The sequence below is a fragment of the Streptomyces sp. NPDC053079 genome (assembly GCF_044546695.1).
Classification (GTDB): Bacteria; Actinomycetota; Actinomycetes; order Streptomycetales; family Streptomycetaceae; genus Streptomyces.
On record NZ_JBITZJ010000003.1, the window covers coordinates 692,593 to 714,181 of the forward strand.

Consider the following 21,589-nt stretch of genomic DNA (forward strand, 5'->3'; position numbering starts at 1 on the left):
TGTCCGGCTGGCGTCCCGTTCGCTATGCCCGATCGCGAGCGCTCGCAGCCCCGTCGATGCCGGCACCGACGAGGAGAACGATCAGGCGCCCCACTTGTTCGCGGGGGGCGGGAGCATCGGCCCAGGTGGTCATCAGGAGATGGTGGACGGTTCCGACGATCGCGAGCGCGATCGAGGAAGTGTCCGCCCCCTCCGCGAAGCGCCCGAGCCGCTGCTCCGCTTCCAGACAGCCGGTGATGGAATCCTGGATCGCAGTGAAACTCGGGGCGCCTGCCGCAAGCGCCTGACGGATCCGGAGAGAAGCGCCTGGGCGTGTCATCGCCAGGCCGACGACCGTCGGACTCAGGGAGTGCAGGAGCGCGAGCGCGACCGTCACGAGGTTGTCCGCCACGGTGGACTGCCCTGCCCGCGCGACCAGTTCCTCGGCCCGTCGCACCGTACGCGCGAACCGGTCGAGGACCAGTTCGGCGACGAGCTCGTCCAGGCCGTCGAAGTGGGCATGCAGCAGGCCCTTGGCGCAGCCCGCCTCTGTGGTGACCGCCCTGCTGGTCAGCGCGGACGCGCCTTCACGGGCCAGAACCCGCTCCGCGGCGTCGAAGAGCCGCTCGCGCACGTCGGGGATCGCTACTCCGCGCGGAGCCGCATGTCGGCCCATGCGTCGCCCGCGCGGGCATGCGGGCTATAGGAGCCGGTGGTGGTGAAGAAGTCGTACTCGGCGCACCATGCAGACCCCGATCCGGTGGCCAGGCCGTGTCGTCCAGGGCTCGGATACGGTTCTCGACGGGGATGGCGCTCAACCGCTCCAGTCCGCCATGAACAGCGTGAGATCCAGAGCCATAGCGGCAGCGTAAGGCGAGGCGGGCCGGCGCTCCCGCCGCAGATCAGCGGCGTGCCGGGGGTGCCCTGCATGCCAGCTGTGGCACTCGCAGCGCCAACTGATGGAATCTCCACCGGTGTCCACGGCAGGTGCGCGGACACGGCGCGACGGGGCACCGGACAGGGAAACGGGGACACCATGACGAGCGGACACGACGCCCACGTAGCAGCCTCGGGCGCTTGCCCGCTGTTGACGCGCGCCCTCGACCGTGAGTCATGGCGAGCCCGGCGACTCCTGGCCGCCGGGGAGTGGCGTCCCACCCCGGCGGACACCGAGGCGGCGGCAGCCGTCCTAGCCGGCCTCACCGCTCCCCTCCCGCCCCAGCAGATCGCGACGGCACGGAAACGGGCCACGGACCGGGACCGGCGGCTCCAACGCATCCTGCGCACCGCCCTGCACCACCTGGACGCGGGCGACGTCAGCCCGCCGACCGCTGCCCTCCTGGCCGCCGTCGCCCGCGCCCTCCTGCCCTGGCACGCCTACCCGAACCCGCCGGCCGCGGCCGCAGCCCCGAGATACGGGGCCGCGCCGACGACAACGGACGGCGTGGTGGTGCCGCCGACCGAAGCGGGCGAGGGCCTGCTCCCCCACCTGATCGCACTGTTCACCACCTTGGCTGCGACGTGCCCGCCCGGGACCGTGCCACTCACGCCCCCCGCCGTGGCCTGGCAGGTCACGTACGGGGGCCGGTTCCGTCGTCACGACCGGCCCGCCCCAGGGGTGTGGACGGCCCGGACCGTCGGCTGCCCAGGGTGCGGTGGTACGAGTGGCCCGTGGACGGTGGCCTGCGACTGGCGTCTGATCACGCTGGGCTGCCGGTGCGGCGTGGTGACCCACGAGCACGGCCTCGCCTTCTCCGAAGTCTGGCTCGTCCTGCCGGATGCGTGACTGAGACCGAACGGCATCTGGCGCACAGCCGGCGCCACGACCCCGTATGCGGGAGGGCGAGCGGCAGCCCTTCCGGGACATGCCTATCCTGGCCCGCGCCGGGAATGCGAGCCGCCGCCGGAGGCAGGCCCAGGAAGCCGGTAGCCAGGTGCAAGGGCCGCCGCGATGCCGCTCATGACCGGCAGTCATGCCCGCGCTGTCTCCACGGACCCTCGGTAAGCTCCCGGATCGTGATCAACTTCAGTGACGCGTTCTTGTGCGAGGCGGAGCGGCACGCGGCGTGGGGCGCCGCGCAGCTGCAGGCCCTGGCCGACTTCCTGCCCCAGGGCCCGTGGACCGCGGACCTGCCCGCGTGCTTGTACCGGCAAGGCGAGGTGGAGCTGAGCGTCGCCGTGCTCGGCACGTACGACTCGGAAGACAGCTCGTGGATGTGGGGCTGGGCCAACCCCGGGCTGCGCGGCACCCCGGTCGTCTCCCTCACCGAGGAGATCGAGGGCTTCGGACGGTCCCATGACATAGCCGAGTTCACCGCCGAGACCCTCGATCTGTCCGGCTTCGCCGATCCGCGGCGTGCGGCCGAGACCCTGGCCTTCGCCGGAATGGGCGTCACCGGCGCCCCCGGCTACATCGGCGTGCCCGCCGGCCCCACCACTCAGGTGTACTTCCTGCCCGACGACCCGCAGGTCCCCCGCGTCGGCCTGAACCCCGTCGCGCTGCCGAGGACGCTGATGACGGGCGTCTCCCTCATCGGGCACTCGGCCCGCCAGGTGGTGACCGGATACTTCGAGCACCACGATGTCCTGTGGCGGGGGGAGGACCACCGGATCGTCGCCGAGCTCCCCGGCAACACCACCGCAGAGATCGACTTCGACACGGCCGGCCGCATCACCGCCATCCGCCTTCCCGCCCTCCGCTGAACGTGCCCACACGTCCCGGACCTGCTGCCGGGTGAGGACCGCACACTCGGCAGCGGGCTGTTCGTCGACCTGGTGCCCAGCAGTTGCTGGTTCACCAACGTCCGCTCCTGCGTCGCCCCGCGGGACTGGGAACGGCTCCGCCGAATGATCACCCGCCGGGCCGGAAGGCGCTGCGAAGCGTGCGGAGCGGGAGAGGACCGGCAGGTCGAGCGGTGGCTGAGGCGCACGAGCGGTGGGTGTACGACGAGGCGCGCCGTGTGCAGACGCTCAAGCGGCTGATCTGCCTGTTCACCGACTCCCACACCGTCACGCACTTCGGATACGCCCCGGTCCGCGGCCTGGAGGCCCAGGCCTTCGCCCACTTGGTCGAGGTCACCGGGATGAGCCCGGACCAGGCAGGTGCCTCCCTCCACCGTTTGACTCGATTCCCATAGGAGGGTGCACAGTGGGACTAAGGCAGCTTTGTGGGCGCATGGAACCGTCAGCTGCCCCTCGCGCTTGCTCAAGAAGGTGATTCCATGAACGCGACGAAGATCGTGATCACCAATTACTCCGCCATGCGGAACAAAGGGTACGGAGAATCCGACCTCGAATCAGTGCGGAACGCGCTCGCCGGCCTGATCTCGGCCGATGGGGACCGTGGCATCGATACCACCGTGGTGGATCTCAGCGATGAGGGCGACATGGCCCCGTTCGGCACCCCGGCGGTCACGAGCGAAACCGATGAAAGGGAGAACAAAGACGCCATAGACGCGGTGTTCCACTCGGCCCAGCCCGACTACATGATGCTCCTGGGAAGCCGCGACGTCGTCCCGCACCAGGATCTGAAGAACGAGGCGGTCGACGACGGCGATCCTTCGGTTCCGAGCGACCTGCCGTACGCGTGCGAGACCACCTACGAAACCGGCGGTCACGAGTCGAGCCGATTCACCAATCCCAGTCGCGTCGTCGGCCGCCTCCCCGATGTGACGGGAGAGCACGACCCGGAGTACCTCGTACGCCTCCTCGGGTATGCCGCTGCCGCCGCACCGGCAGAGCGTGACGTGTACCAGGGGTACTTCGGGCTTTCCGCCGCGGTATGGCAGAAGTCGACACAGGAGAACCTGTCGACTCTCTTCGGCGACGCCACCGTCCTTCACCTGATACCGCCCGACGGCTCACCGTGGCAGCCGGACCCCCTCGCGACCAAGAGCCACTTCGTCAACTGTCATGGAGCCAGTGGGAATCCCCAGTGGTACGGGCAGCAGGGCGACTCGTATCCCGTGGCCCTCAAGGTCGACGACGTCGACCAGCGCCTCACCGAGGGGACGCTCCTGGCGGCGGAGTGCTGCTACGGCGCCGAGCTGTACCAGCCGGGCGCCGCCCCACAGATGCCCCTGTGCAATACCTACCTCCAGAGCGGCGCGCTGGTCTTCTTCGGCAGTACGACCATCGCGTACGGGCCGTCGGACAGCTGTGACCAGGCAGACCTGATCACCCAGTACCTCGTACGGGAACTCCTTCAGGGGCAGTCCAGCGGCTACGCCGCGCTCAAGGCAAGACTGGATTATGTGAGGCAGAAGTCCCGCCTCGGCCCGATGGACCTCAAGACGCTCTCTCAGTTCGTGCTCCTCGGTGACCCCTCGGTCAAGGTGGTGCAGCCCGCGAGAGTCACGGCCGAGACGGACACGAACGCCGCCAGGGCCGAGCGCCGCCGGGAGGCGAAGCTCGTCGCCCGCGTGCTGGACCAGTCCGTGTCGGTGCCCGAACCGATTCCCGGCAGCGAACGGGACCCCGGTCTCGAAGAACGCCTCCGTGAGATCGGCGCTCGGCACGACCTGCCGGCGTCGGCGACCGTTTCCTCGTTTGCGGAAGTGTGGAAACACACCGGCGCGGCACAGAAGTCCTTCGGTCCGCCGCCGCGTCAACACCTCCTGCACGCCGAGCGCCGACCCGACGCACCCGTGCACACTGATGTCATCGTGGTCGTCCGCGAACAGGACGGCAACGTCTTGTCCGTCGACGAGTACGAAGCGAGGTGACCGTGACGCGCCTGCGCGGTCTGGTCTCCGTCCAACGCGTCGACGTGGGCTCCAAGAGCGAACGGGACGCCTTGGTCCTGCACAGCGGGGAGCGCGACTACGTGGTGCGGCTGCCCGGCGAGAACCCTTTCCAGCCGAGCGGCCAGAACCACCTTGCGGGCCATGTGGTGGAGGCCCAGGGCGAGGTCGACCGGCAGTATTTCTTCGTCACCGAATGGTCCGTCGTGGAGGGCGAATGACGGGCCGCCCGCGCCCACTGCCCCGCACCTCGTAGCCCGTAGCCCGTAGCCCCGGTCATCCCGCCGGGGTGACGGCGGTCTTCCTGCGGGCGCGGTACGCGGCGGCCTTGATCTTGTTGCCGCAGGACTCCATGCCGCACCACTGGCGCCGCCTGCCGCGCGAGCGGTCGATGTAGACGCGGGTGCACTCGGGGTTGTCGCATTCCTTGAGCAGGGGTACGTCCGGGCCGCTCAGCAGTTCCACCGCGTACCGGGCGACGGTGGACAGTGCTTCTCGCTGCGTCGCCGCCGTCCAGCGGCCGGAGTGGGTCAGCCGGGGTGCCGCGGGAGCCCTGCGGGCCGCGTCGTTGAGCACGGCCAGCGCCTCGTCGTCGAAGTCCGCGCCGAGGCGCCGGGCCGTGATCAACTGGTAGACGGCCTCCCGTACGGTCGTCGCCCGCTCCACGTCGGCCTGCCGGGCGGGTGAGACGGAGTCGACGATGCCGGATTCCACGTACCAGGCGTCCAGGCGATCCGGTGCCGTGAACATCTCGAATCGCGCCGTGCGGCGTGCCCGGAGCGTGACGACGAAGTCCAGGGCCGGATTGCCGCACACGAAGACGTGATCCAGATTCACGTCACCATCTTGACGGGTGACCAGGGCGCTCGCAAGGATCGTCGGCCGCCGCAGCGGGGCCCGTGCCCGCCGCGGACTCCGGCTCTCCCCACAGGCGTGGGCGCACGTTCAGAGCACCAGGTCCCACGCCAGGCAGGGGAGAAGAGTCCTCGCTCCTTCGGGGTTGTCCCGTGCCGGGTCCCGCGGCGAGGCCGCCTTCACCTCGACCATGTCCTCGTAGGCGATCCGCTGGGGCAGCGCGCCGAAGCGCGCGTGGCGCATCGCCGAGCCGCTGTCCTGCGTGTTGCCGTCGTCCTGCGTGTTGAGGTCTTTCATCGTCAGCTTCCCTCTCCCTCGGCGTCGAGGACGGCCCGGGCGAACGCTCCGGGTGCCTCCTGCGGCACGTTGTGGCCGATGCCCTTCAGGGTGCGGTGGTCGTACGGGCCCGTGAATCTGTCCCGGTACGCGGTCCCGTCGCCCGGAACCGTGAACGGGTCGCGCTCGGCGTCGAGCGTCACCGTCGGCACGGCGATGACCGGCCGGGCGGCGAGCCGCTTCTCGTACGGCTCGTAACGTCGTTCGCCCTCGGCGAGGCTCAGCCGCCATCGGTAGTTGTGGATCACGATGGCGGCGTAGTCCGGGTTGTCGAAGGCGGCAGCCGTGCGCTCGAAGGTGGCGTCGTCGAAGTCCCATGTCGGGGACACGGTGTCCCAGACCAGTCGGGTCAGGTCGTGCCGCTTGGTCTTGTCCTCCATGGCGATCCGGCCCCGCTCCGTGGAGAAGTAGTACTGGTACCACCAGGCGCGCTCGGTCGCCGGCGCCAGCGGCTGGAGGTTCGCCTCGAGATTGATGACGAGGTAGCCGCCCACCGATACCAGGGCCTTGCAGCGCTCGGGCCACAGTGCCGCGATGATGCCGGCGGTCCGCGCTCCCCAGTCGAATCCGGCAAGCACCGCCTTCTCCAGCCCCAACGCGTCCATCAGGGCGATGACGTCGAGGGCGAGGGCCGACTGCTGCGCGTTGCGGAACGTCCGGGGAGAGACGAAACGCGTCGTGCCGTGGCCGCGCAGATAGGGAACGATCACTCGGTGACCCTCCGCCGCCAGCAGGGGCGCGACATCGACGAAGCTGTGGATGTCGTACGGCCAGCCGTGCAGGCAGATGACCGGCGCCCCGTGAGCCGGCCCCAGCTCGGCGTAGCCGATCTCGAGCAGACCGGCCCTGACCTTCTTGAGCGGGGGGAACGCGGTGCTCCTGCGGGGACCGGCCGCGGGCGCGGCGGCCGTGCCGGCCGCCTGCCCTGCCGGAGCCGAGGCATGTGCCGGTCCCGACGGCCCCGCCAGTGTCGCGGCGACCGCGCCACCGGCACCCAGGCCGAGAGCCTGGCCGAACGTACGCCTGTTGATCATATGAAGCCCTCCGTGCGTCTCGAAGTGCCGGCCTGCGAGCGATCCGCGCCTCGCAGGAGATCCCACGCACACAGGGGTCCGATGGCCGCCGTGGGCGTACCGGACGACTGTGGCACAGCACGCGTCACTGGTCAAACAGGTGACGCACGCCAAGTCCCCGCACATCAGGGGTGCTTGGACTTCGAGGACGGCCGGAACTGGCGCCCCCTCCCCCTTGCGCTCCCCCGTGCCGGGACGGCAGGCTGCCGAAGAAGAAAGAACGATCGTTCTTCCTGGAAGACCCCATCACTGGAACGGAACCCGATCATGATCGACCAGGACCCGACCTCCGGAGTCACCCGGACCCTGCTCCAACGCCACCCCTCCCCGGCCAAGGGCTGGGACACCGTCCAGACCCTGGTGGAGATCCCCCGGGGCAGGGAGTCCGGCCGGCACAGTCACCCCGGGGTGGAGGTCGGCTACATCGTCCGCGGCGACGTGCTGATGGTGTTCGACGACGGCCACGTCTTACGGCTGCGTACCGGCGACCCCTTCTTCATCCCTTCCGGCGCCGTCCACAACGCCCGCAACGTCGGCACGGTGACCACGATGATGCTGTCCACGTACGTCGTCGACGAGACCAAACCCCTGGTCACCACGTACGAGCGGCTGCCCGCGTAGTGCCCGCGAAATCACGCCCCTGACCGCACGGGACCGGCCGTCCCTTCCCTACGCTGTGCCCATGACCACGGAAGCCACCGAGCCAGCCCACCCCAGAGAGCGCCTGCTGGACACTGCGGGACGTCTGTTCTACAAGCAGGGCATCCAGGCCGTGGGCGTGGATCGGCTGGTCAAGGAGGCAGGGGTCACCAGGGCGACGTTCTACCGCCACTTCTCCAGCAAGGACGGGCTGGTCGTCGCTTATCTGGAGGCCCGCGGAGCGAGGGTGGAGAACGCCGTGGCGGCCGTTCTCGCCGCCCATCGGGGCCGTGACGCCCTGCTCGCCATCATGGACATGATCGGCGACAACCTCTGCCGGCCGGGGTTCCACGGCTGCGGTTTCCTCAACGCCGCCGCGGAGTACCCCGACCCCACGCATCGGGTACGCGTCCTCATCGCCGAGCACCGCCGCTGGTTCCACGGCGTGCTGTGCGCGGTGGTCCGCGACGCCGGTCATCCCGATCCCGAGCGCGTGGCCCGGACCCTGGTCATCCTGCGGGACGGAGCCATGGTGGGCGGCTACCTCGACGACCCCCGCGCCGTCAGGGCGACACTGCGCGAGACCGCGGAATCCCTTCTGACGTCATAAGGCGGAACCCCACGCGCGCCCGGGAGGGACAACCCCCGCTCGGGGTGCGCGTCGGCGGCATCGAGCGTCTACTCGAAGTAGGCATGCTTTTCGCCTCTTCGACCGCATGTGTGACGTAGACGGACGAGCCGCTCGCCACACGGCGCAGCCTGCGCCCGGGAGGTGTATCCCGCCCTCCACTGCGCGCGGGAGATGTCCGTTCGCCACCGATCCTCTTGTACATGAGGTATCCCATGACCAGGACCTGCCGCCTCAATTGCATCATCCCCCCTCACCTTCTCGACAAGCTCCTGAGAAGCGAAGACAGCGACGTGCACCAGGCCGCCCTGGACACCCTGCTGACCACCGCTCGGTTGCGGGGTGAGCGCACGGTCCGTGCGTCCTTCGCCGGCGCCGCCACCCCGGGCAACGGCCGGCGGACCCTCTTCGACTGCCGGAACGGTCGGCTTCTCCCCTCCGCAGCTCTGGCCCGGCCGGAAGACGGACCGGCGTCCGCGGACGGGTCCGTCAACCGGGCGTTCGACGGACTCGGCACGACGCGCGATTTCTACCGCGAGGTGTTCAATCGCAATTCGATAGACGGCCGGGGCATGCGCCTGGATGGGTACGTCCACTTCGGCGCGAAGTACAACAACGCGTTCTGGGACAGTCAGCAAATGGTCTTCGGCGACGGGGACGGAATGATTTTCACCGACTTCACCGGATCCCTCGATGTCATCGCCCACGAGCTGACGCACGGCGTCACCGAGCACACCGCGGGGCTCGAGTACCACAATCAGTCCGGGGCCCTGAACGAGTCCATCTCGGACGTCTTCGGTGCGCTGGTCACACAGTGGTCGCGGAAGCAGTCGGCCGAGGAGGCGAGCTGGCTGATCGGGGCCGAGGTCTTCACCCCGGACATCGACGCCGACGCCTTGCGATCGCTGGCGGCCCCGGGCCAGGCATACGACAACGCCCTGTTCGGCAAGGACCCCCAGCCCGACCACATGAACAAGTTCGTCAACCTCCCGGACACCGAGATGGGCGACTACGGCGGGGTGCACATCAACTCCGGAATTCCGAACAAGGCGTTCTATCTGACGGCGATGAACATCGGCGGATTCGCTTGGGGGGCTCCCGGACTCATCTGGTACGAATCACTCAAGGCCTCCACCGTCGACACTCAGTTCCAGAGTTTCGCAGACACCACCTACCAGAAGGCCGGGGAGCTGTACGGGGACGGCAGCGCTGAACAGCTGGCCGTACTGGCGGCGTGGCAGGAGGTGGGCCTCCAGATCAGCGGTGTCCCGGTCGGGGTCGCCCGGGCGCGGAGCCTCGCGGCCGGCCGGGACGGTGGCGTGGGCCGGGAGGACGGCCTGGCAGCCTTGGCCAAGCAGCTCGGAGCACTGAGCAGCCAGGTGGCAGGGCTGGCCAAGCAAGCGGCACGCTGACGATGAAGGTGTCTTTGACGACACACGGTGGGCAGGCGGCCGCGATCCGCCTCCGCCTCCCGCCCAAGGTGCTGGACACCGACGCCTTGCCCGAGAACGCCGCGGTGGAGCTGGCCCAGCTGGTGGCGGCGGCCGTTCCGGCGGCCGAGGAGGAACGGCCCGGCCGCGCCAGGGACGCGATGAGCTACACGATCACGGTGGAGAACGGCGGCCGTTCGACCGTTCTCACCCAGTCGGACACCACCATGTCCCCGGCGTTCGCGACCTTGCTCAGCTGGCTCGAGAAACACTTCGCACAGCAGTGACGCGCGATGAGGGCCTCGCGCGACCCGTTCCGGCCACCTGAATCTGCATGGCGATGTGGCGTTTCCGACCGTCTCTTCGCGCACCGTGCGGCCGACGTCATGCTCGGCGAGGGCAATGGCGCGCTGATACGGCACGTCCGCGACCGTCGCAGGGTGCTGATGGACAGCGGCGCACTCAGCGCACGGATGCCCGTGGAGACCGGCTTCTTCCTGTTCGCCCGGACGGCCATCCCGGTACATCCGCATCAACCTGCTCAAGTCCCGGCCGACTTCGGCGAGGCAGAGGTTGGTGGCCAGGTTCGAGGAGTGCGTGACCATCCGCCCGGCGAGCCGGCGCAGCGACGCGGTCGAGCCGAGTCGTTCCCACGGCGCCGGATCGCTGTCGTGCGCACGCGAGTTGACGTAGGTGGCCGAACCGGTCACAGAGGTGAAGCGATTGACCACAGGGATATGTGCGTCCAGGTCGATCCCGCTGCGGTGGAGCGCGGCCGGCACCGCCACCTTCATCGTGCTCGCCGCGTCGTGCGGCACGTCCGGGTTGCGTACGACGACGGGAGCGCGGACGCGCGGCGCCCGTTGTCGATCGAGGAAACGTCAGGGCGACCGGGCCACGACGGCTACCGGTCGCCCCGCCTCCTTGCTCCTACTGCTCCTCGTCCGAGATCGGGCCCAGGTACTCAAGGGTCCAGGTCTCCTGGAACTCGGGCTTGGGCGGCACGAGCGTGATCTGCGCACCCCGATGCCCGGCGCGCAGGGCAAGGCCCTTGTCGGACAGGATCTTGATTCCGCCGATGACCCGCTCGAACGTGAACTTCGCCCATTCAGCGCGCGGAACGCTGTTCACGAAGAGCTTGTCCTCGGGGACCACGAGACCCGCCTCCGGGTGGTGGGCGAGGTGGATCACGTAAGGCGCCCCCGGGACACTCTGCTCTGTGGTGTCGATGATCCACTCCTGCTCGATCGGCAGGGGGTTGAAGCGGTCGGTGATGACGGGAGCACCGTGCTTGACGGCGTACTCGGTGGCCGTCAGGAGCGAGGTCGGTCCGATGATGTGCGCGTGGATCTTGTACCTACCGGGCTTGACCGGGATCGGGGCCATGCGTGGCACGTCCTCTCACGCTTCCGCTACCGGCGGCGGGCCCGCCGGCACACGCCCTCCACCTTCACGGCGGGCTGATCCGCCGCCAAGGGCGGTATGTCGCCAAGCCCATTACGGCGAGGATCGATCGATCGCAGTTGCGAAAACGGCACCTGAGGGTGGGATGCAGGGCCGGGCGACGGAAGTCCTCCGGACCGTCCGGCCATCAAGGCATCTGCAACGCAAAGGCATCGTACGCCCGCTCGTCGAACAGCACGAAGCGGACCTCCTCCACCGATGTCTTCGCCTCCCGCACCGTCTCGATCGCGATGCGCGCAGCGTCCTCCAGCGGCCAGCGGAAGATGCCGGTCGAGATGGCCGGGAACGCGACCGTCTTCGCGCCCAGTTCGTCCGCGACCCGCAGCGACTCGCGGTGGCAGGACGCCAGCAGCGCCGAGCGGTCCTCGTCCGCGCTGTACACCGGCCCCACCGTGTGGATCACCCAGCGGGCCGGGAGGCGGCCCGCCGTGGTGGCGACCGCCTGGCCCGTCGGCAGGCCCTTGCCGTAGTGGGAGGCGCGCAGGTCGCGGCAGGCGGCGAGGATTTCGGGGCCACCGGCGCGGTGGATGGCGCCGTCGACGCCGCCTCCGCCGAGGAGGGAGGAGTTCGCCGCGTTGACGACGGCGTCGACGTGCTGCTCGGTGATGTTGCCCTGGACCAGGGCGATCGTGACCATGGGGCCATCCTCGGCCATCGACGGGCCGTACGGCGAGCCGATTTGGCGGGCGCGCCGGTCCCCTGTCACGGTCGGGCGGCGAGGGCCTGTTCGGTGGCTTTCAGCAGGTCCGTCAGGTACTGGTCCGCGTGCGGTGCGCCGGCCAGTGCGGCCGCCTGGCCGGCCCAGAGGTTGACGTAGTCGGCCTTGCCCTGTTCGGCGGCGGCTTGGCGGATCGGCCGCATCAGGGTGTTCTGGAGGGGGTAGGGCGGCACGTCGTTCTCGTGGGCGGACATGTCGCGGACGAAGCGGTTGGGTATGCCGCGTGCGGTGCGGCCGGAGAAGAGCCGGGTGAGTACGGTCGTACGGGCCTGCGGTGTGCGCAGGGTCTGTCGGTGGATTTCGCTCGCGCCGGACTCATGGGTCGCGAGGAAGCCCGTGCCGATCTGGACGGCGTCCGCGCCGAGCGTCAGGGCCGCGGCGATGCCGCGGCCGTCGGCGATGCCGCCTGCCGCCACGACGGGCACCGACACCGCGTCCGCCACCTGCGGGACCAGGGAGAAAGTGCCGACCAGCGACTCGTGCACCGGTCGCAGAAACGCCCCGCGGTGCCCGCCCGCGTCGCTCCCGGAGGCCACGACGACGTCGAAATCGGCCTCTTCGAGGGCTACGGCCTCGTCCACCGTGGTCGCCGTGCCGATCAGGACGATGCCGCGCCGCCGGGCCTCGTCGAACACCCGCCGCGGCGGGATGCCCATGACGAAGCTGATGGCCGGGGGCTGCGCCGCCAGCAGGGCGTCGACCTGGTCGTCGAAGTCCGGCGTGCCGGCCGCGGGGGCTTCCGGCGGCCATGGGAGTCCCAGTTCCTCGTAGTACGGGCGGAGCCGGTCCGCGTGCCGGGCCCACTCCGCGCGGTCGGGGTGCGGCCCGGGTTCACCGGGCTGCGGGACCCAGAGGTTGACCGCGAACGCCCGGCCGGTGCCCGCCTTCAGTTCCCCGACGGTCTCGGTGATCCGGTCGGGCTCCAGGATGTGCGCCCCGTACGAGCCCAGGCCGCCGCCCTCGGACACGGCGACGGCCAGCGCCACCGAGGACAGGCCGCCGCCGAAGGGCCCCTGGACGATGGGGTGCGCGAGCCCCAGCAGTGCGCCGAGCCGGCCGGGCTTCATGCCGTCGCCTCCGTGCGGGCTTGGCGGGCAGGAGCCTGGAGTGAGGGGCAGGGGCGGTACGGACATGGGCGTCGTCCTCCTGAGTCGGTGCCGGCGTGCCGTGCGGCGCTGCCGTCACCGGCACACTAGACGACCGGTCAACTAAATGGCCAGAGCAGTACCCGCCTGATAGTTGACCGACCGTATACTCGCCCCCATGGGACGGACCAGCAGCGCGCGCGAGCGCCTCCTCGACGCCACCTGCGAGCTGATGCGGACGCGCGGCTACACCGCCCTCGGCGTCGCCGAGATCTGCGCCCACGCCGATGTGCGCAAGGGCAGCTTCTACCACTTCTTCGCCTCCAAGCAGGCCCTGACGCTCGAGGTGATCGACGCCCACTGGAGCCGCCAGCGCTCCGACTGGATCGCCACGCTGGGCGCCGCCGCCCCCGCCCTGGACCGGCTCCGGAACCTCTTCGACGACATGACGCGGGCGCAGCGCCAGGTGCGCCAGGACACCGGCGCGGTCAGCGGCTGCCTGCTGGGCAATCTCGCCCTCGAACTCAGCAACCAGGAGCCGGCCGTCCAGGCCCGTCTCCAGGAGATCTTCGACGAGCAGATCGCACTGGTGCGGGTGACCCTCGAGCAGGCCGCCGCCGAGGGCTCCGTCCCCGTGACGAGCGCCGGCGAGGAGACCGCGCGTGCCGTCGTGGCCCAGCTGGAGGGCATGGTGATGTTCGCCAAGCTCGCCAACTCCCCCGAGCTCCTCGACAGCCTCTGGCCCCACACCCTGCTCCTGCTGCGCGCCTCCGGTCAGGCAGCGCGCTGAGTCAGTCGGTGGCCCCGGCCTCACCCTCACGCGATCCATTGTCACGCCCCTGACAATCAAGGGCTCGCGCTGGCACGCTCGACTGCGGCACGTTCCCCGCACCGCCGATGCCGGAAGGAACCGACATGCCCCTCCCTCTCCCCCGTTCCCGCCGCCGCGCCATGACCGCCGGCGCCTTCGTCGCGGCCGTCGTCCTCGTCTCCGGCTTGCAGAGCGCTCCCGCGAGCGCCGGCGCCCGGCCCACAGCCGCGCCGACGCGGCACGCCGTCGGCGTCGGCTGCGGGACCACGGTAGGAAAGGTCACGCTCGACACCACCTACAACCCCGGCACGGGACGGTACGAGCTCAGCGACCCCACGCGGGGCGGCCACAAGACCTACGACATGCACCAGAGCACCTCGGGAACCGGCAGCCTGGTCACCGACGACGACAACGTCTGGTGCGACGGCGGCCGGCAGTCGGACGCCGTGGCCGCCCATTACATCCACTCCGTGTTCTGGGACTACTTCCTCTCCGTCCACGGCCGCAAAGGCGTCTTCGGCGACGGCCGGGCGGGCTGCAGCCGCGTCCATCACGGCGTCGACGTCGTCAACGCCTTCTACGGGGTCTGCATGACGTACGGCGATTCCAAGGCCCCCTACGGCCCGCTCACCAGAATCGACGTCGGCGTGCACGAGACAAGCCACGGCGTCACCGCGGCCACCGCCAATCTGGGCTTCAGCGGGGAATCCGCGGCCCTCAACGAGGCCACGAGCGACATGTTCGCGGCTGCGGCCGAATTCCACGCCGCGAATCCGGCGGACCCGGGCGACTACCTCATCGCCGAGGGCACCGGGCTCAACGGCGGCGACGGCCCCCTGCGCCGCATGGACCGGCCGTCGAGGGACGGCCACTCCAAGGACTACTGGTCCTCCGACATCGGCCAGACGGACCCCCGGTACGCCGCCGGCCCCGCCAATCACTTCTTCTATCTGCTGGCCGAGGGCAGCGGCCCCAAGGTGATCAACGGCGTGTCGTACGACAGCCCGACCTACGACGGCACGCCCGTCACCGGCATCGGACGGACCGCCGCCGAGAAGATCTGGTTCAAGGCGCTCACGCAGCGCATGACCTCGAACACCAACTATCACGCCGCCCGCTCGGCGACCCTGTGGGCCGCCGGCGAACTCTACGGAACGGCCAGCCCCCAGTACCACGCGACCGGCCGCGCGTGGGCGGCGGTCAACGTCACCTGACCGACCGCTGCCGCAGCGGACACGCGAAAGGGCGGCGGCACCCGGTGGGGGTGCCGCCGCCCTTTCGACGCATATGGATGTCCGACCGGCGATCAGTAGGCGGAGTTGACGTTGTCCATCGAGCCGTACTTGCCGGCAGCGTAGTTACAGGAAGCAACGATGTTCGCGACCGGGTCGAACGGGTCCCACGCGGTGCCCTCGACATGGAACGCCTTGAACGTCGGGTCGATGATCTGCAGCAGACCCTTCGACGGAATACCCGCCGCCGCGTTCGAGTCCCAGTTGTTCATCGCCCGCGGGTTACCCGTCGACTCACGCATCACATTCTTCTTGATGCCCGCATAGGTACCCGGAATGCCCTTGGCCTTCATGATGTCCAGGGCCTCATTGATCCAGCCGTCCAGATTGTCGGCATAAGCCTTCTTCGCCGGAGCGGCGGGCTTGGCGGCCGGAGCGGCGGGCTTAGCGGGCTTGGCGGGGGCGGCGGCCTTGACCGGCTTGCGCTCGGTCGAACGGCTCGCAGCCTCCTTGGCAGCACGCTCCTTCTCAGCATCGGCCTTCGCCTTCGCCGCAGCGTCCGCACCGGCCTTCACAGCGGCCTTCGCCTCCGCCTTGGCCAGCGTGGCCGCCTCGGCCTCCAGCTGCGCCAAAACAGCGTCCTGCGTCTCACCGAACGACTGCGCACTCCACGCCACCGGCTTCACCGAAGCCGACCCCGCGTCCGCGGCGACGGCCGGGACCGCCGTGAACGCCGCAGCAGCCACACCAACGGCCGCGATACCAGCGACAGAGAACTTATGGACCTTGGCCAGACGGGTATAACCGGAAACCGTGGTGGAGCGCATACGAACCGAACCTCTTCCAATCGCGTACGTCGCAGTGGCCGTCATTGGCGCAAAAAGAGCGCCGCGTCTCGATCGACGGCGCCGTGCGACTCCGCAATTGTTAGCGGCAGCCAAAACCCCTGGCAATCATGTGACCTACTACCCCACCCCGTAAAACACCCACACAGAACCCCGACCAGCCCACCACACACACCCCGCCCATTACTAAACAAAGGGGACAGTGATCCGGGCCCTATGGGCGGCCTCACACACCACACCCCTCGATCTCACCCTGAGTGCGCATGCGCATGCGCGACGTCCACCCCGATCCGACCCGCTAGGTGCGTGTCGTGCGGCGATGAGCGTCGTTGTCCGTATTCGGGGCGGTTCCCCTGTTCGCGCCCCCTGTCTAGCCGTCGAGATCAAGGAGCTGTGATGCGCCTGTTCCGCACCGTAGTGGCCACCCTTGGAGGACTCGTCCTCTCCGTATCGCTGACCACCGGTTCGGCAGTGGCCGCGGAAGGCCAGTTCGTCTGGGCCGGCCCCAAGGGAAAGCCCTACTCGGTCCAGAACCCGCCGGACCACAAGTGCCTGGACATGGGGCAGGAGGCGAGCGCCCCCGAGAACTTCACGAAGAAGCCGCTCACCGTCTACTCGGGCAAGAAGTGCAAGGGCACGGCGACGCGCCTGGAGCCGGGGAAGAAGGCGAAGGGCGTGAAGTTCGCAAGCGTGATCTTCAACCCGTAGCACCGGCAGTACCCCTAGTAGCGGTGGGAGCAGCGGACCCCTACGGCCGGAAGAGCACCTTCAGCGCCCCGTCCGCCTTCTTCTGGAAGAGCTCGTAGGCGCTCGGCGCCTCGTCCAGCGGCAGGCGGTGGGTCGCGAAGGAGTCGACTCCGAGCGGGTCGTCGTCCGTGAGCAGCGGGAGGATGTCGTCCACCCAGCGGCGGACGTTGGCCTGGCCCATGCGGAGCTGCAGCTGCTTGTCGAAGAGGGTGAGCATCGGCATGGGGTCGGTCATTCCGCCGTAGACGCCGCTGATGGAGAGGGTTCCGCCCCTGCGCACCAGGGCGATGCCCAGGTGGAGGGCGCTCATGCGGTCCACGCCGGCCCGGTGCATGAGCTTCTCCGCCCAGCGCGGCGGCATCAGCCCGGCGGCCTGCTGGGCCAGGCGCCCGGCGGGGCTGCCGTGGGCCTCGGTGCCCACCGCGTCGATGACGGCGTCGGGGCCGCGGCCGTCGGTGATGTCACCGACGGCCGCCAGCAGCTCTTTCTCGTTGTCGAAGGTGTCGAGGTCGAAGATCTCGACACCTTCGCCGTGTACGCGTCCCAGCCGGTCGGGCACGTGGTCGATGCCGATCACCTGGGCCGCTCCCAGATGGCGGGCGATCCTGCAGGCCATGGTCCCGATGGGGCCGAGGCCGAGGACGGCCACGCTGCTGCCGGGCTGGACCCCGGCGTACCGCACGGCCTGCCAGGCCGTGGGCAGGACGTCGGAGAGGTAGACGAACCGGTCGTCGGCCGGCCCCTGCGGCACCTTGATCGGACCGTAGTGGGCCTGCGGCACCCGCAGGTACTCGGCCTGGGCGCCGGGCACGGACCCGTAGAGCTTGGTGTAGCCGAACAGCTGCGCGCCCATGCCGTGCTCGCGCACCTGGGTGGTCTCGCACTGGGTCTGCAGGCCCTGGCCGCACATGAAGCAGCCGCCGCAGGCGATCTGGAAGGGGACCACGACGCGGTCCCCGGGCGAGAGGCCGGGCACCTCGGAGCCGGTCTCCTCGACGATGCCCATGGGTTCGTGGCCGAGGATGTCGCCGGGCGTCATGAACGGGGTGAGCACCTCGTACAGGTGCAGGTCCGAGCCGCACAGCCCGCTGGAGGTGATGCGGATGATCGCGTCGGTGGGTTCCTGGATCACGGGGTCGGGGACGGTCTCGACCCGGACGTCGCGCTTGCCGTGCCAGACGGTGGCTCGCATGGCCGTTCGCCTCCCTGTGGCGGGGTCCGGGGCAGCCCGAACCTCAAATCTGGCATACCGGTTCTCGTGCGGCAATGTGGGCATTGAGCTGCGGGAGCCGGGAGAGTTCCTCGCAGCGCGCCGCCGTGTCACCGGCCGGTTGTTTGTGGACGAACGCCGAGCGCAGCGCGTGGTACGGGGCGTCGGGCGCGAAGAACGCGGCGCGCATCCGCCGCAGCTCGTGCGCGCGGTAGGCCTCCAGGGGCCTGGCCGACTCGTCCCGCTCCCGTGCGGCCTTCTTCGCCCCGATCCGTACGCGCAGGTCCCCCTCGTCGGCGAGCTCGACCGCCATCCGGGTGACGGCGTGGGCGAACTCCTGGGGGGAGGCGGCGACGACCCGGTCCACCAGGCCCAGTTCGCGGGCCCGTACGGCGCCCACCGGGGCGGCTTCCGCCATCAGCGAGTTGGCGGCGTCGGCGCCCACGCGCCGGGGCAGGGTGTACGTCCAGTACTCGGAGCCGTACAGCCCCATCAGCCGGTAGTGCGGGTTGAGCACGGCCCCGGAGCGGCACCACACCTCGTCGGCGGCCAGCGCCAGCATCACGCCGCCCGCGGCCGCGTTTCCGGGCACCGCCGCGACCACGAGCCGGTCAGTGGTGGCCAGGACGGCGGCGACCAGGTCGTTCATGGCGTTGACGGTGGTCCAGGACTCCTCGGCGGGGTCGGCCGCGGCCTCGATGACGTTGAGGTGGATGCCGTGGGAGAAGATGTCGCGCTCGCTGCCCAGCACGATCACGGACGTCGGCCGGGACCGGGCGTAGCGCCAGGCGGAGAGCAGCCGGCGGCACTGGACCGTGCTCATCGCCCCGCCGGGGAAGCGGAACCGTACGAAGCCCACGTCCCCCTCCTCCGCGTAGCGGATGTCGCTCCAGGTCCGCCGGTGTTCCGGCAGCTCCAGCGGGGCGGGGAGGTGGGGGACGTCGGGCAGCCGGTCGCCCAGGGCCAGCGTGGCCGGCAGCTTGACGGCGGCGTGGCCGTCCGGGGTCCGCCGGCGGCGGAGTTCGGGGATCCATACGGCCCCGTCCGCGGTCGCCCGGCAGATCCCACCCGCCCTGGTCGCCAGGATCCGGCCCGGTGTGCCGCGCAGCCGGTCCTCCGCGTACCCGCCGTACAGAAACCATTCTTCACCCAGCAGTTCGTCGCACACCCCCGGCTGTGAGTCGGCGGCCCGCAGCGTCCGCAGGACGGACTCGGTGCCTTGCGCCTCCCAGTCGATGCGGCGTTCGCTCTGCGTCAGGTACGGGCGCGCCGGCACCGGCGGGGCGGGGTGCGGGAGGGGAGGGCGGGCGCCGGAGGCGAAGCGGTCCACGGCGGTCAGCACCGCCTTCACGGCGGCGTCCGCGACCTCGCCGCGGTACAGGTCGCTCTTGCCGACGCCGGGCGGTACGGCGAACCCCTCGGCGGCCCAGACGGCCCCGGCGCCCGCCTCCTCCTCCACCTGAAAAACCGTCACTCCCCAGTGCTGCTCCCCCTCCTGCAGGGCGCGGTCGAGGGAGGACGGGCTCCGGTCGCCGGGCGGGCCGGGGTGGACGGCCAGGCAGGTGTGGCGCGTGTGGACGTCCCGCGGAATGACGGCGCGGGGCTCCGTCGCGACGAGCAGCCGGGGTTCGTGCCGGTCCACCGCGTCGCGCAGGGCCTCGGCGTCGTCCGCCGGGGCGACGGCGACGGTGTGCCCGTGGGCGCGCAGTTCGGTGAAGGCGCGCTGGGTGAGGCTGGTGAACGTGCTGGCGATGAGCAGGATGCGCACGGCGACCTCCGGGTGGGGACAACGGGGCGCGGCCCGCTCCGGGCCGTCCTGACCGATCGTCACCCGGCCGGGCCGCCCTGCCGTGCGACACCGCCCGAAGTCCCCTCGCGATTGGGCTGCGCGGGCGAATCCCGCGGCCCGGCCGGCCCTGTGGCCCGTGGCGTACGGGTGGGTGCGCCGGGGCCGGCGGCGCACGCACGGTACGGGTCCGTGGGCGGTCGCCGCCGCGACGGGCAGGGGTGCCAAAGGGTCAGCCGGGTCCGCGGAGGGCGTTCTCCATGCGGCCGAACGGGCTGTCGTCGAGGTCGGCGAGCAGGGCGGCGGGGTCGCGGTAGACGGCGACCGCGCCCGCCTGTTCCAGTTCGGCCCGGCCGATCCCGCCGGACAGCAGCGCGACGCAGTCGACGCCGGCCTCGCGGGCCGCCTCGACGTCCCAGACCGTGTCCCCGACGAAGAGCGCCCGCCCGGGCGGGACGCCGGCCTGCTCCAGCGCCTGGTGCACGGGGTCGGGCGCGGGCTTGCTGGAGGCGACGTCGTCGGCGCTGGTGGCGTCGTGGATGGCGTCGTCCGCATCGATCGCCTTGCGCAAGGCCGCGAGCTCCGCGCCCTGTGCGGAGGTCGCCAGGACGACGGTCCAGCCGCGGCCGGCGAGGGTGCGCAGCAGGCCGGCCGCGCCGTCCAGGACCGCCAGCCGGTCGAACCACGTGGCGTAGAGCGCCGTGTGGGTCGCGCTGATGGACTCGTCCTGGTCCCGGTCGCGGTCGTCGGCGAGCAGCCGGTCCATCAGCCGGTGCGATCCCATGCCGACCGTGTGGTGGATGTCGGTCATGGCCACCTGGTGGCCGGCCTGGTGGAACGCCTCCCACCAGGTGACGGCGTGCAGGTAGTTGGTGTCGACGAGGGTGCCGTCCACGTCGAAGACGGCCGCGAGCCGGGCCGGGGCGCGCGGCGCCCCGCCGGGGGCGTTCTGCGGTGTCATCGCCGCCCTCAGAGCTCGCGCAGTGCCGGCAGGAGTTCGGCGGCGGCCCACTCGCAGTAGGGCTCCTGCTGGTCGCCGCCGATCTGGACCAGGGCGACCTCGGTGAAGCCCGCGTCGGTGTACGCCCGTACGGCGTCGACGAAGTCGTCCACTTTGGCGCCGCACGGGATGGCCTCGGCGACCTCGTCCTTGGTGACGGAGCCGGTGGCGGAGGCGAAGGCGCCGTCGTGGGGCAGTTCGGAGTTGACCGGCCAGCCCAGGCCGAACCAGCGGAACTGGTCGTGGGCCCGCTCGATCGCCGCGTCGCGGTCGGGGTCGTAGCAGACGGGCAGCTGTCCGATGCGGGGTTTGCCCGCTCCGCCGTGGCGGTCGAAGCTCTCCAGGAGCTTCGGGTCGGGTTCGGTGGCGATGACGATGTCGGCCAGGTGGCCGGCGAGCCGGCAGGACAGTTCGCCGGAGACGGCGATGCCGATGGGCGGGGGCGGGTCGGGCAGGTCCCACAGCTTGGCGTGCTCGACGTCGTAGTGGGCACCGTGATGGGTGAGGGTGCGCCCCTCGAAGAGGGCCCGGATGATCCCCACCGCCTCCTCGAGCTTTTCGAGCCGCACGTCGACGGAGGGCCAGCCGCCGCCGACGACGTGCTCGTTGAGGTTCTCGCCCGAGCCGAGCCCGAGGCGGAAGCGCCCCTCGGACAACAACTGCACGGTGGCGGCCTGCTGGGCCACGACGGCCGGGTGGTAGCGCGTGGTCGGGCAGGTCACGTAGGTCATGAGCGGGATCCGGGCGGTGGCCTGCGCGGCGGCGCCGAGGAGGGCCCAGGCGTTGGGCGAGTGCCCTTGCGAGGCGAGCCACGGGAAGTAGTGGTCGGAGGTGACGGAGAAGTCGAAGCCCGCCTTCTCGGCCTGGACCACGTGCCCGACGAGGTCGCGGGGGCTCGCTTGCTCGGTCATCATCGTATAGCCGATTTGTACCATATCGTCCGGGTTCCCCGCTGTCCGGCGGAGAAACCCTTCACGCCGTGGACCCCTCACATGCATGACCGGCCGTC

Annotated in this window: 24 protein-coding genes and 1 pseudogene; 12 read left to right on the forward strand and 13 right to left on the reverse strand. The window is 70.4% G+C overall.

Annotated features, from left to right (window positions below; all coding sequences use genetic code 11):
- Positions 1-22: 22 nt before the first annotated feature.
- Entirely contained in the window at positions 23-655 is a 633-nt protein-coding gene (locus ACIGXW_RS15320) for a TetR/AcrR family transcriptional regulator (RefSeq protein ID WP_399573400.1), read from the reverse strand.
- A gap of 360 nt (positions 656-1,015) precedes the next feature.
- On the opposite strand from ACIGXW_RS15320, the gene ACIGXW_RS15325 reads away from it, so the two are divergent.
- The 5 genes from ACIGXW_RS15325 (at position 1,016) to ACIGXW_RS15345 (ending at position 4,942) form a co-directional block, all read left to right on the forward strand.
- Entirely contained in the window at positions 1,016-1,765 is a 750-nt protein-coding gene (locus ACIGXW_RS15325) for a hypothetical protein (protein WP_399573401.1), read from the forward strand.
- A gap of 230 nt (positions 1,766-1,995) precedes the next feature.
- Entirely contained in the window at positions 1,996-2,682 is a 687-nt protein-coding gene (locus tag ACIGXW_RS15330) for a DUF6882 domain-containing protein (RefSeq protein ID WP_399573402.1), read from the forward strand.
- A 212-nt stretch (positions 2,683-2,894) separates the two neighbouring features.
- A complete protein-coding gene (locus ACIGXW_RS15335) occupies positions 2,895-3,116 on the forward strand; it encodes a hypothetical protein (protein WP_399573403.1) in 222 nt (73 codons plus the stop codon).
- A gap of 84 nt (positions 3,117-3,200) precedes the next feature.
- Complete coding sequence (locus tag ACIGXW_RS15340) at positions 3,201-4,703, forward strand: hypothetical protein (RefSeq protein WP_399573404.1); 1,503 nt, start codon at positions 3,201-3,203, stop codon at positions 4,701-4,703.
- Entirely contained in the window at positions 4,700-4,942 is a 243-nt protein-coding gene (locus tag ACIGXW_RS15345; protein WP_399573405.1) for a hypothetical protein, read from the forward strand. The genes ACIGXW_RS15340 and ACIGXW_RS15345 overlap by 4 nt, the downstream gene beginning before the upstream one ends.
- Before the next feature lie 55 nt (positions 4,943-4,997).
- On the opposite strand, the gene ACIGXW_RS15350 is transcribed toward ACIGXW_RS15345, so the two are convergent.
- The 3 genes from ACIGXW_RS15350 to ACIGXW_RS15360 all read right to left on the reverse strand — a co-directional run bounded on the left by ACIGXW_RS15350 (position 4,998) and on the right by ACIGXW_RS15360 (position 6,946).
- Complete coding sequence (locus ACIGXW_RS15350) at positions 4,998-5,558, reverse strand: ABATE domain-containing protein (RefSeq protein ID WP_071962035.1); 561 nt, start codon at positions 5,556-5,558, stop codon at positions 4,998-5,000.
- A 108-nt stretch (positions 5,559-5,666) separates the two neighbouring features.
- On the reverse strand, positions 5,667-5,873 hold the full coding sequence (locus tag ACIGXW_RS15355; protein WP_399573406.1) for a hypothetical protein: 207 nt from the start codon (positions 5,871-5,873) through the stop codon (positions 5,667-5,669).
- A gap of 2 nt (positions 5,874-5,875) precedes the next feature.
- Entirely contained in the window at positions 5,876-6,946 is a 1,071-nt protein-coding gene (locus tag ACIGXW_RS15360; protein ID WP_399573407.1) for an alpha/beta fold hydrolase, read from the reverse strand.
- Positions 6,947-7,252: 306 nt separating this feature from the next.
- Here ACIGXW_RS15360 and ACIGXW_RS15365 point away from each other — a divergent pair, with 306 nt between their 5' ends.
- The 4 genes from ACIGXW_RS15365 to ACIGXW_RS15380 all read left to right on the forward strand — a co-directional run bounded on the left by ACIGXW_RS15365 (position 7,253) and on the right by ACIGXW_RS15380 (position 9,969).
- Entirely contained in the window at positions 7,253-7,606 is a 354-nt protein-coding gene (locus ACIGXW_RS15365; RefSeq protein ID WP_399573408.1) for a cupin domain-containing protein, read from the forward strand.
- Between the two features lie 61 nt (positions 7,607-7,667).
- Positions 7,668-8,234 (forward strand): TetR/AcrR family transcriptional regulator, encoded by a 567-nt coding sequence (locus tag ACIGXW_RS15370; RefSeq protein WP_399573409.1) that lies wholly within the window; start codon positions 7,668-7,670, stop codon positions 8,232-8,234.
- A 233-nt stretch (positions 8,235-8,467) separates the two neighbouring features.
- Complete coding sequence (locus ACIGXW_RS15375) at positions 8,468-9,664, forward strand: M4 family metallopeptidase (RefSeq protein ID WP_399573410.1); 1,197 nt, start codon at positions 8,468-8,470, stop codon at positions 9,662-9,664.
- Positions 9,665-9,672: 8 nt separating this feature from the next.
- Positions 9,673-9,969, forward strand: a complete 297-nt coding sequence (locus ACIGXW_RS15380) for a protealysin inhibitor emfourin (RefSeq protein WP_399573411.1) — start codon at positions 9,673-9,675, stop codon at positions 9,967-9,969.
- 258 nt (positions 9,970-10,227) lie between these two features.
- Here ACIGXW_RS15380 and ACIGXW_RS15385 read toward each other — a convergent pair.
- The 4 genes and pseudogenes from ACIGXW_RS15385 to ACIGXW_RS15400 all read right to left on the reverse strand — a co-directional run.
- Positions 10,228-10,503: pseudogene (locus tag ACIGXW_RS15385) on the reverse strand (serine hydrolase); the annotation flags it as partial.
- Between the two features lie 109 nt (positions 10,504-10,612).
- Complete coding sequence (locus tag ACIGXW_RS15390; protein WP_399573412.1) at positions 10,613-11,068, reverse strand: hypothetical protein; 456 nt, start codon at positions 11,066-11,068, stop codon at positions 10,613-10,615.
- 205 nt (positions 11,069-11,273) lie between these two features.
- Positions 11,274-11,783 (reverse strand): O-acetyl-ADP-ribose deacetylase, encoded by a 510-nt coding sequence (locus tag ACIGXW_RS15395; RefSeq protein WP_399573413.1) that lies wholly within the window; start codon positions 11,781-11,783, stop codon positions 11,274-11,276.
- 65 nt (positions 11,784-11,848) lie between these two features.
- A complete protein-coding gene (locus tag ACIGXW_RS15400) occupies positions 11,849-12,931 on the reverse strand; it encodes an NAD(P)H-dependent flavin oxidoreductase (RefSeq protein WP_399573511.1) in 1,083 nt (360 codons plus the stop codon).
- Between the two features lie 196 nt (positions 12,932-13,127).
- Between ACIGXW_RS15400 and ACIGXW_RS15405 the strand changes: the two genes are divergently transcribed.
- Both ACIGXW_RS15405 and ACIGXW_RS15410 read left to right on the forward strand, forming a co-directional pair.
- Positions 13,128-13,739, forward strand: a complete 612-nt coding sequence (locus ACIGXW_RS15405; RefSeq protein ID WP_399573414.1) for a TetR/AcrR family transcriptional regulator — start codon at positions 13,128-13,130, stop codon at positions 13,737-13,739.
- 125 nt (positions 13,740-13,864) lie between these two features.
- A complete protein-coding gene (locus ACIGXW_RS15410) occupies positions 13,865-14,974 on the forward strand; it encodes a M4 family metallopeptidase (protein WP_399573415.1) in 1,110 nt (369 codons plus the stop codon).
- 92 nt (positions 14,975-15,066) lie between these two features.
- Here ACIGXW_RS15410 and ACIGXW_RS15415 read toward each other — a convergent pair whose 3' ends face one another.
- Positions 15,067-15,819, reverse strand: a complete 753-nt coding sequence (locus ACIGXW_RS15415; protein ID WP_399573416.1) for a transglycosylase SLT domain-containing protein — start codon at positions 15,817-15,819, stop codon at positions 15,067-15,069.
- A gap of 414 nt (positions 15,820-16,233) precedes the next feature.
- Here ACIGXW_RS15415 and ACIGXW_RS15420 point away from each other — a divergent pair, with 414 nt between their 5' ends.
- The gene (locus ACIGXW_RS15420) at positions 16,234-16,545 is read left to right on the forward strand and encodes a hypothetical protein (protein WP_399573417.1); all 312 of its coding nucleotides are present in this window, start codon (positions 16,234-16,236) and stop codon (positions 16,543-16,545) included.
- 40 nt (positions 16,546-16,585) lie between these two features.
- Here ACIGXW_RS15420 and ACIGXW_RS15425 read toward each other — a convergent pair whose 3' ends face one another.
- The 4 genes from ACIGXW_RS15425 to ACIGXW_RS15440 form a co-directional block, all read right to left on the reverse strand.
- On the reverse strand, positions 16,586-17,776 hold the full coding sequence (locus ACIGXW_RS15425) for a zinc-dependent alcohol dehydrogenase (RefSeq protein ID WP_071962057.1): 1,191 nt from the start codon (positions 17,774-17,776) through the stop codon (positions 16,586-16,588).
- 43 nt (positions 17,777-17,819) lie between these two features.
- Positions 17,820-19,562 carry an enoyl-CoA hydratase-related protein gene (locus ACIGXW_RS15430; protein ID WP_399573512.1) on the reverse strand — a complete coding sequence of 581 codons (1,743 nt, stop codon included), beginning with the start codon at positions 19,560-19,562 and terminating at the stop codon, positions 17,820-17,822.
- 250 nt (positions 19,563-19,812) lie between these two features.
- Positions 19,813-20,541 carry an HAD family hydrolase gene (locus tag ACIGXW_RS15435; RefSeq protein ID WP_071962059.1) on the reverse strand — a complete coding sequence of 243 codons (729 nt, stop codon included), beginning with the start codon at positions 20,539-20,541 and terminating at the stop codon, positions 19,813-19,815.
- Positions 20,542-20,549: 8 nt separating this feature from the next.
- Positions 20,550-21,515, reverse strand: a complete 966-nt coding sequence (locus ACIGXW_RS15440) for a TIGR03557 family F420-dependent LLM class oxidoreductase (RefSeq protein WP_399573418.1) — start codon at positions 21,513-21,515, stop codon at positions 20,550-20,552.
- Between the last annotated feature and the right edge of the window lie 74 nt (positions 21,516-21,589).

Coding starts and splice junctions, on each gene's coding strand:
- ACIGXW_RS15320 (WP_399573400.1), bottom strand. CDS start 655: ATGGGCCGACATGCGGCTCCGCGCGGAGTAGCGATCCCCGACGTGCGC.
- ACIGXW_RS15325 (WP_399573401.1), top strand. CDS start 1,016: ATGACGAGCGGACACGACGCCCACGTAGCAGCCTCGGGCGCTTGCCCG.
- ACIGXW_RS15340 (WP_399573404.1), top strand. CDS start 3,201: ATGAACGCGACGAAGATCGTGATCACCAATTACTCCGCCATGCGGAAC.
- ACIGXW_RS15355 (WP_399573406.1), bottom strand. CDS start 5,873: ATGAAAGACCTCAACACGCAGGACGACGGCAACACGCAGGACAGCGGC.
- ACIGXW_RS15360 (WP_399573407.1), bottom strand. CDS start 6,946: ATGATCAACAGGCGTACGTTCGGCCAGGCTCTCGGCCTGGGTGCCGGT.
- ACIGXW_RS15365 (WP_399573408.1), top strand. CDS start 7,253: ATGATCGACCAGGACCCGACCTCCGGAGTCACCCGGACCCTGCTCCAA.
- ACIGXW_RS15370 (WP_399573409.1), top strand. CDS start 7,668: ATGACCACGGAAGCCACCGAGCCAGCCCACCCCAGAGAGCGCCTGCTG.
- ACIGXW_RS15375 (WP_399573410.1), top strand. CDS start 8,468: ATGACCAGGACCTGCCGCCTCAATTGCATCATCCCCCCTCACCTTCTC.
- ACIGXW_RS15390 (WP_399573412.1), bottom strand. CDS start 11,068: ATGGCCCCGATCCCGGTCAAGCCCGGTAGGTACAAGATCCACGCGCAC.
- ACIGXW_RS15395 (WP_399573413.1), bottom strand. CDS start 11,783: ATGGTCACGATCGCCCTGGTCCAGGGCAACATCACCGAGCAGCACGTC.
- ACIGXW_RS15400 (WP_399573511.1), bottom strand. CDS start 12,931: ATGAAGCCCGGCCGGCTCGGCGCACTGCTGGGGCTCGCGCACCCCATC.
- ACIGXW_RS15405 (WP_399573414.1), top strand. CDS start 13,128: ATGGGACGGACCAGCAGCGCGCGCGAGCGCCTCCTCGACGCCACCTGC.
- ACIGXW_RS15410 (WP_399573415.1), top strand. CDS start 13,865: ATGCCCCTCCCTCTCCCCCGTTCCCGCCGCCGCGCCATGACCGCCGGC.
- ACIGXW_RS15415 (WP_399573416.1), bottom strand. CDS start 15,819: ATGCGCTCCACCACGGTTTCCGGTTATACCCGTCTGGCCAAGGTCCAT.
- ACIGXW_RS15420 (WP_399573417.1), top strand. CDS start 16,234: ATGCGCCTGTTCCGCACCGTAGTGGCCACCCTTGGAGGACTCGTCCTC.
- ACIGXW_RS15425 (WP_071962057.1), bottom strand. CDS start 17,776: ATGCGAGCCACCGTCTGGCACGGCAAGCGCGACGTCCGGGTCGAGACC.
- ACIGXW_RS15435 (WP_071962059.1), bottom strand. CDS start 20,541: ATGACACCGCAGAACGCCCCCGGCGGGGCGCCGCGCGCCCCGGCCCGG.
- ACIGXW_RS15440 (WP_399573418.1), bottom strand. CDS start 21,515: ATGGTACAAATCGGCTATACGATGATGACCGAGCAAGCGAGCCCCCGC.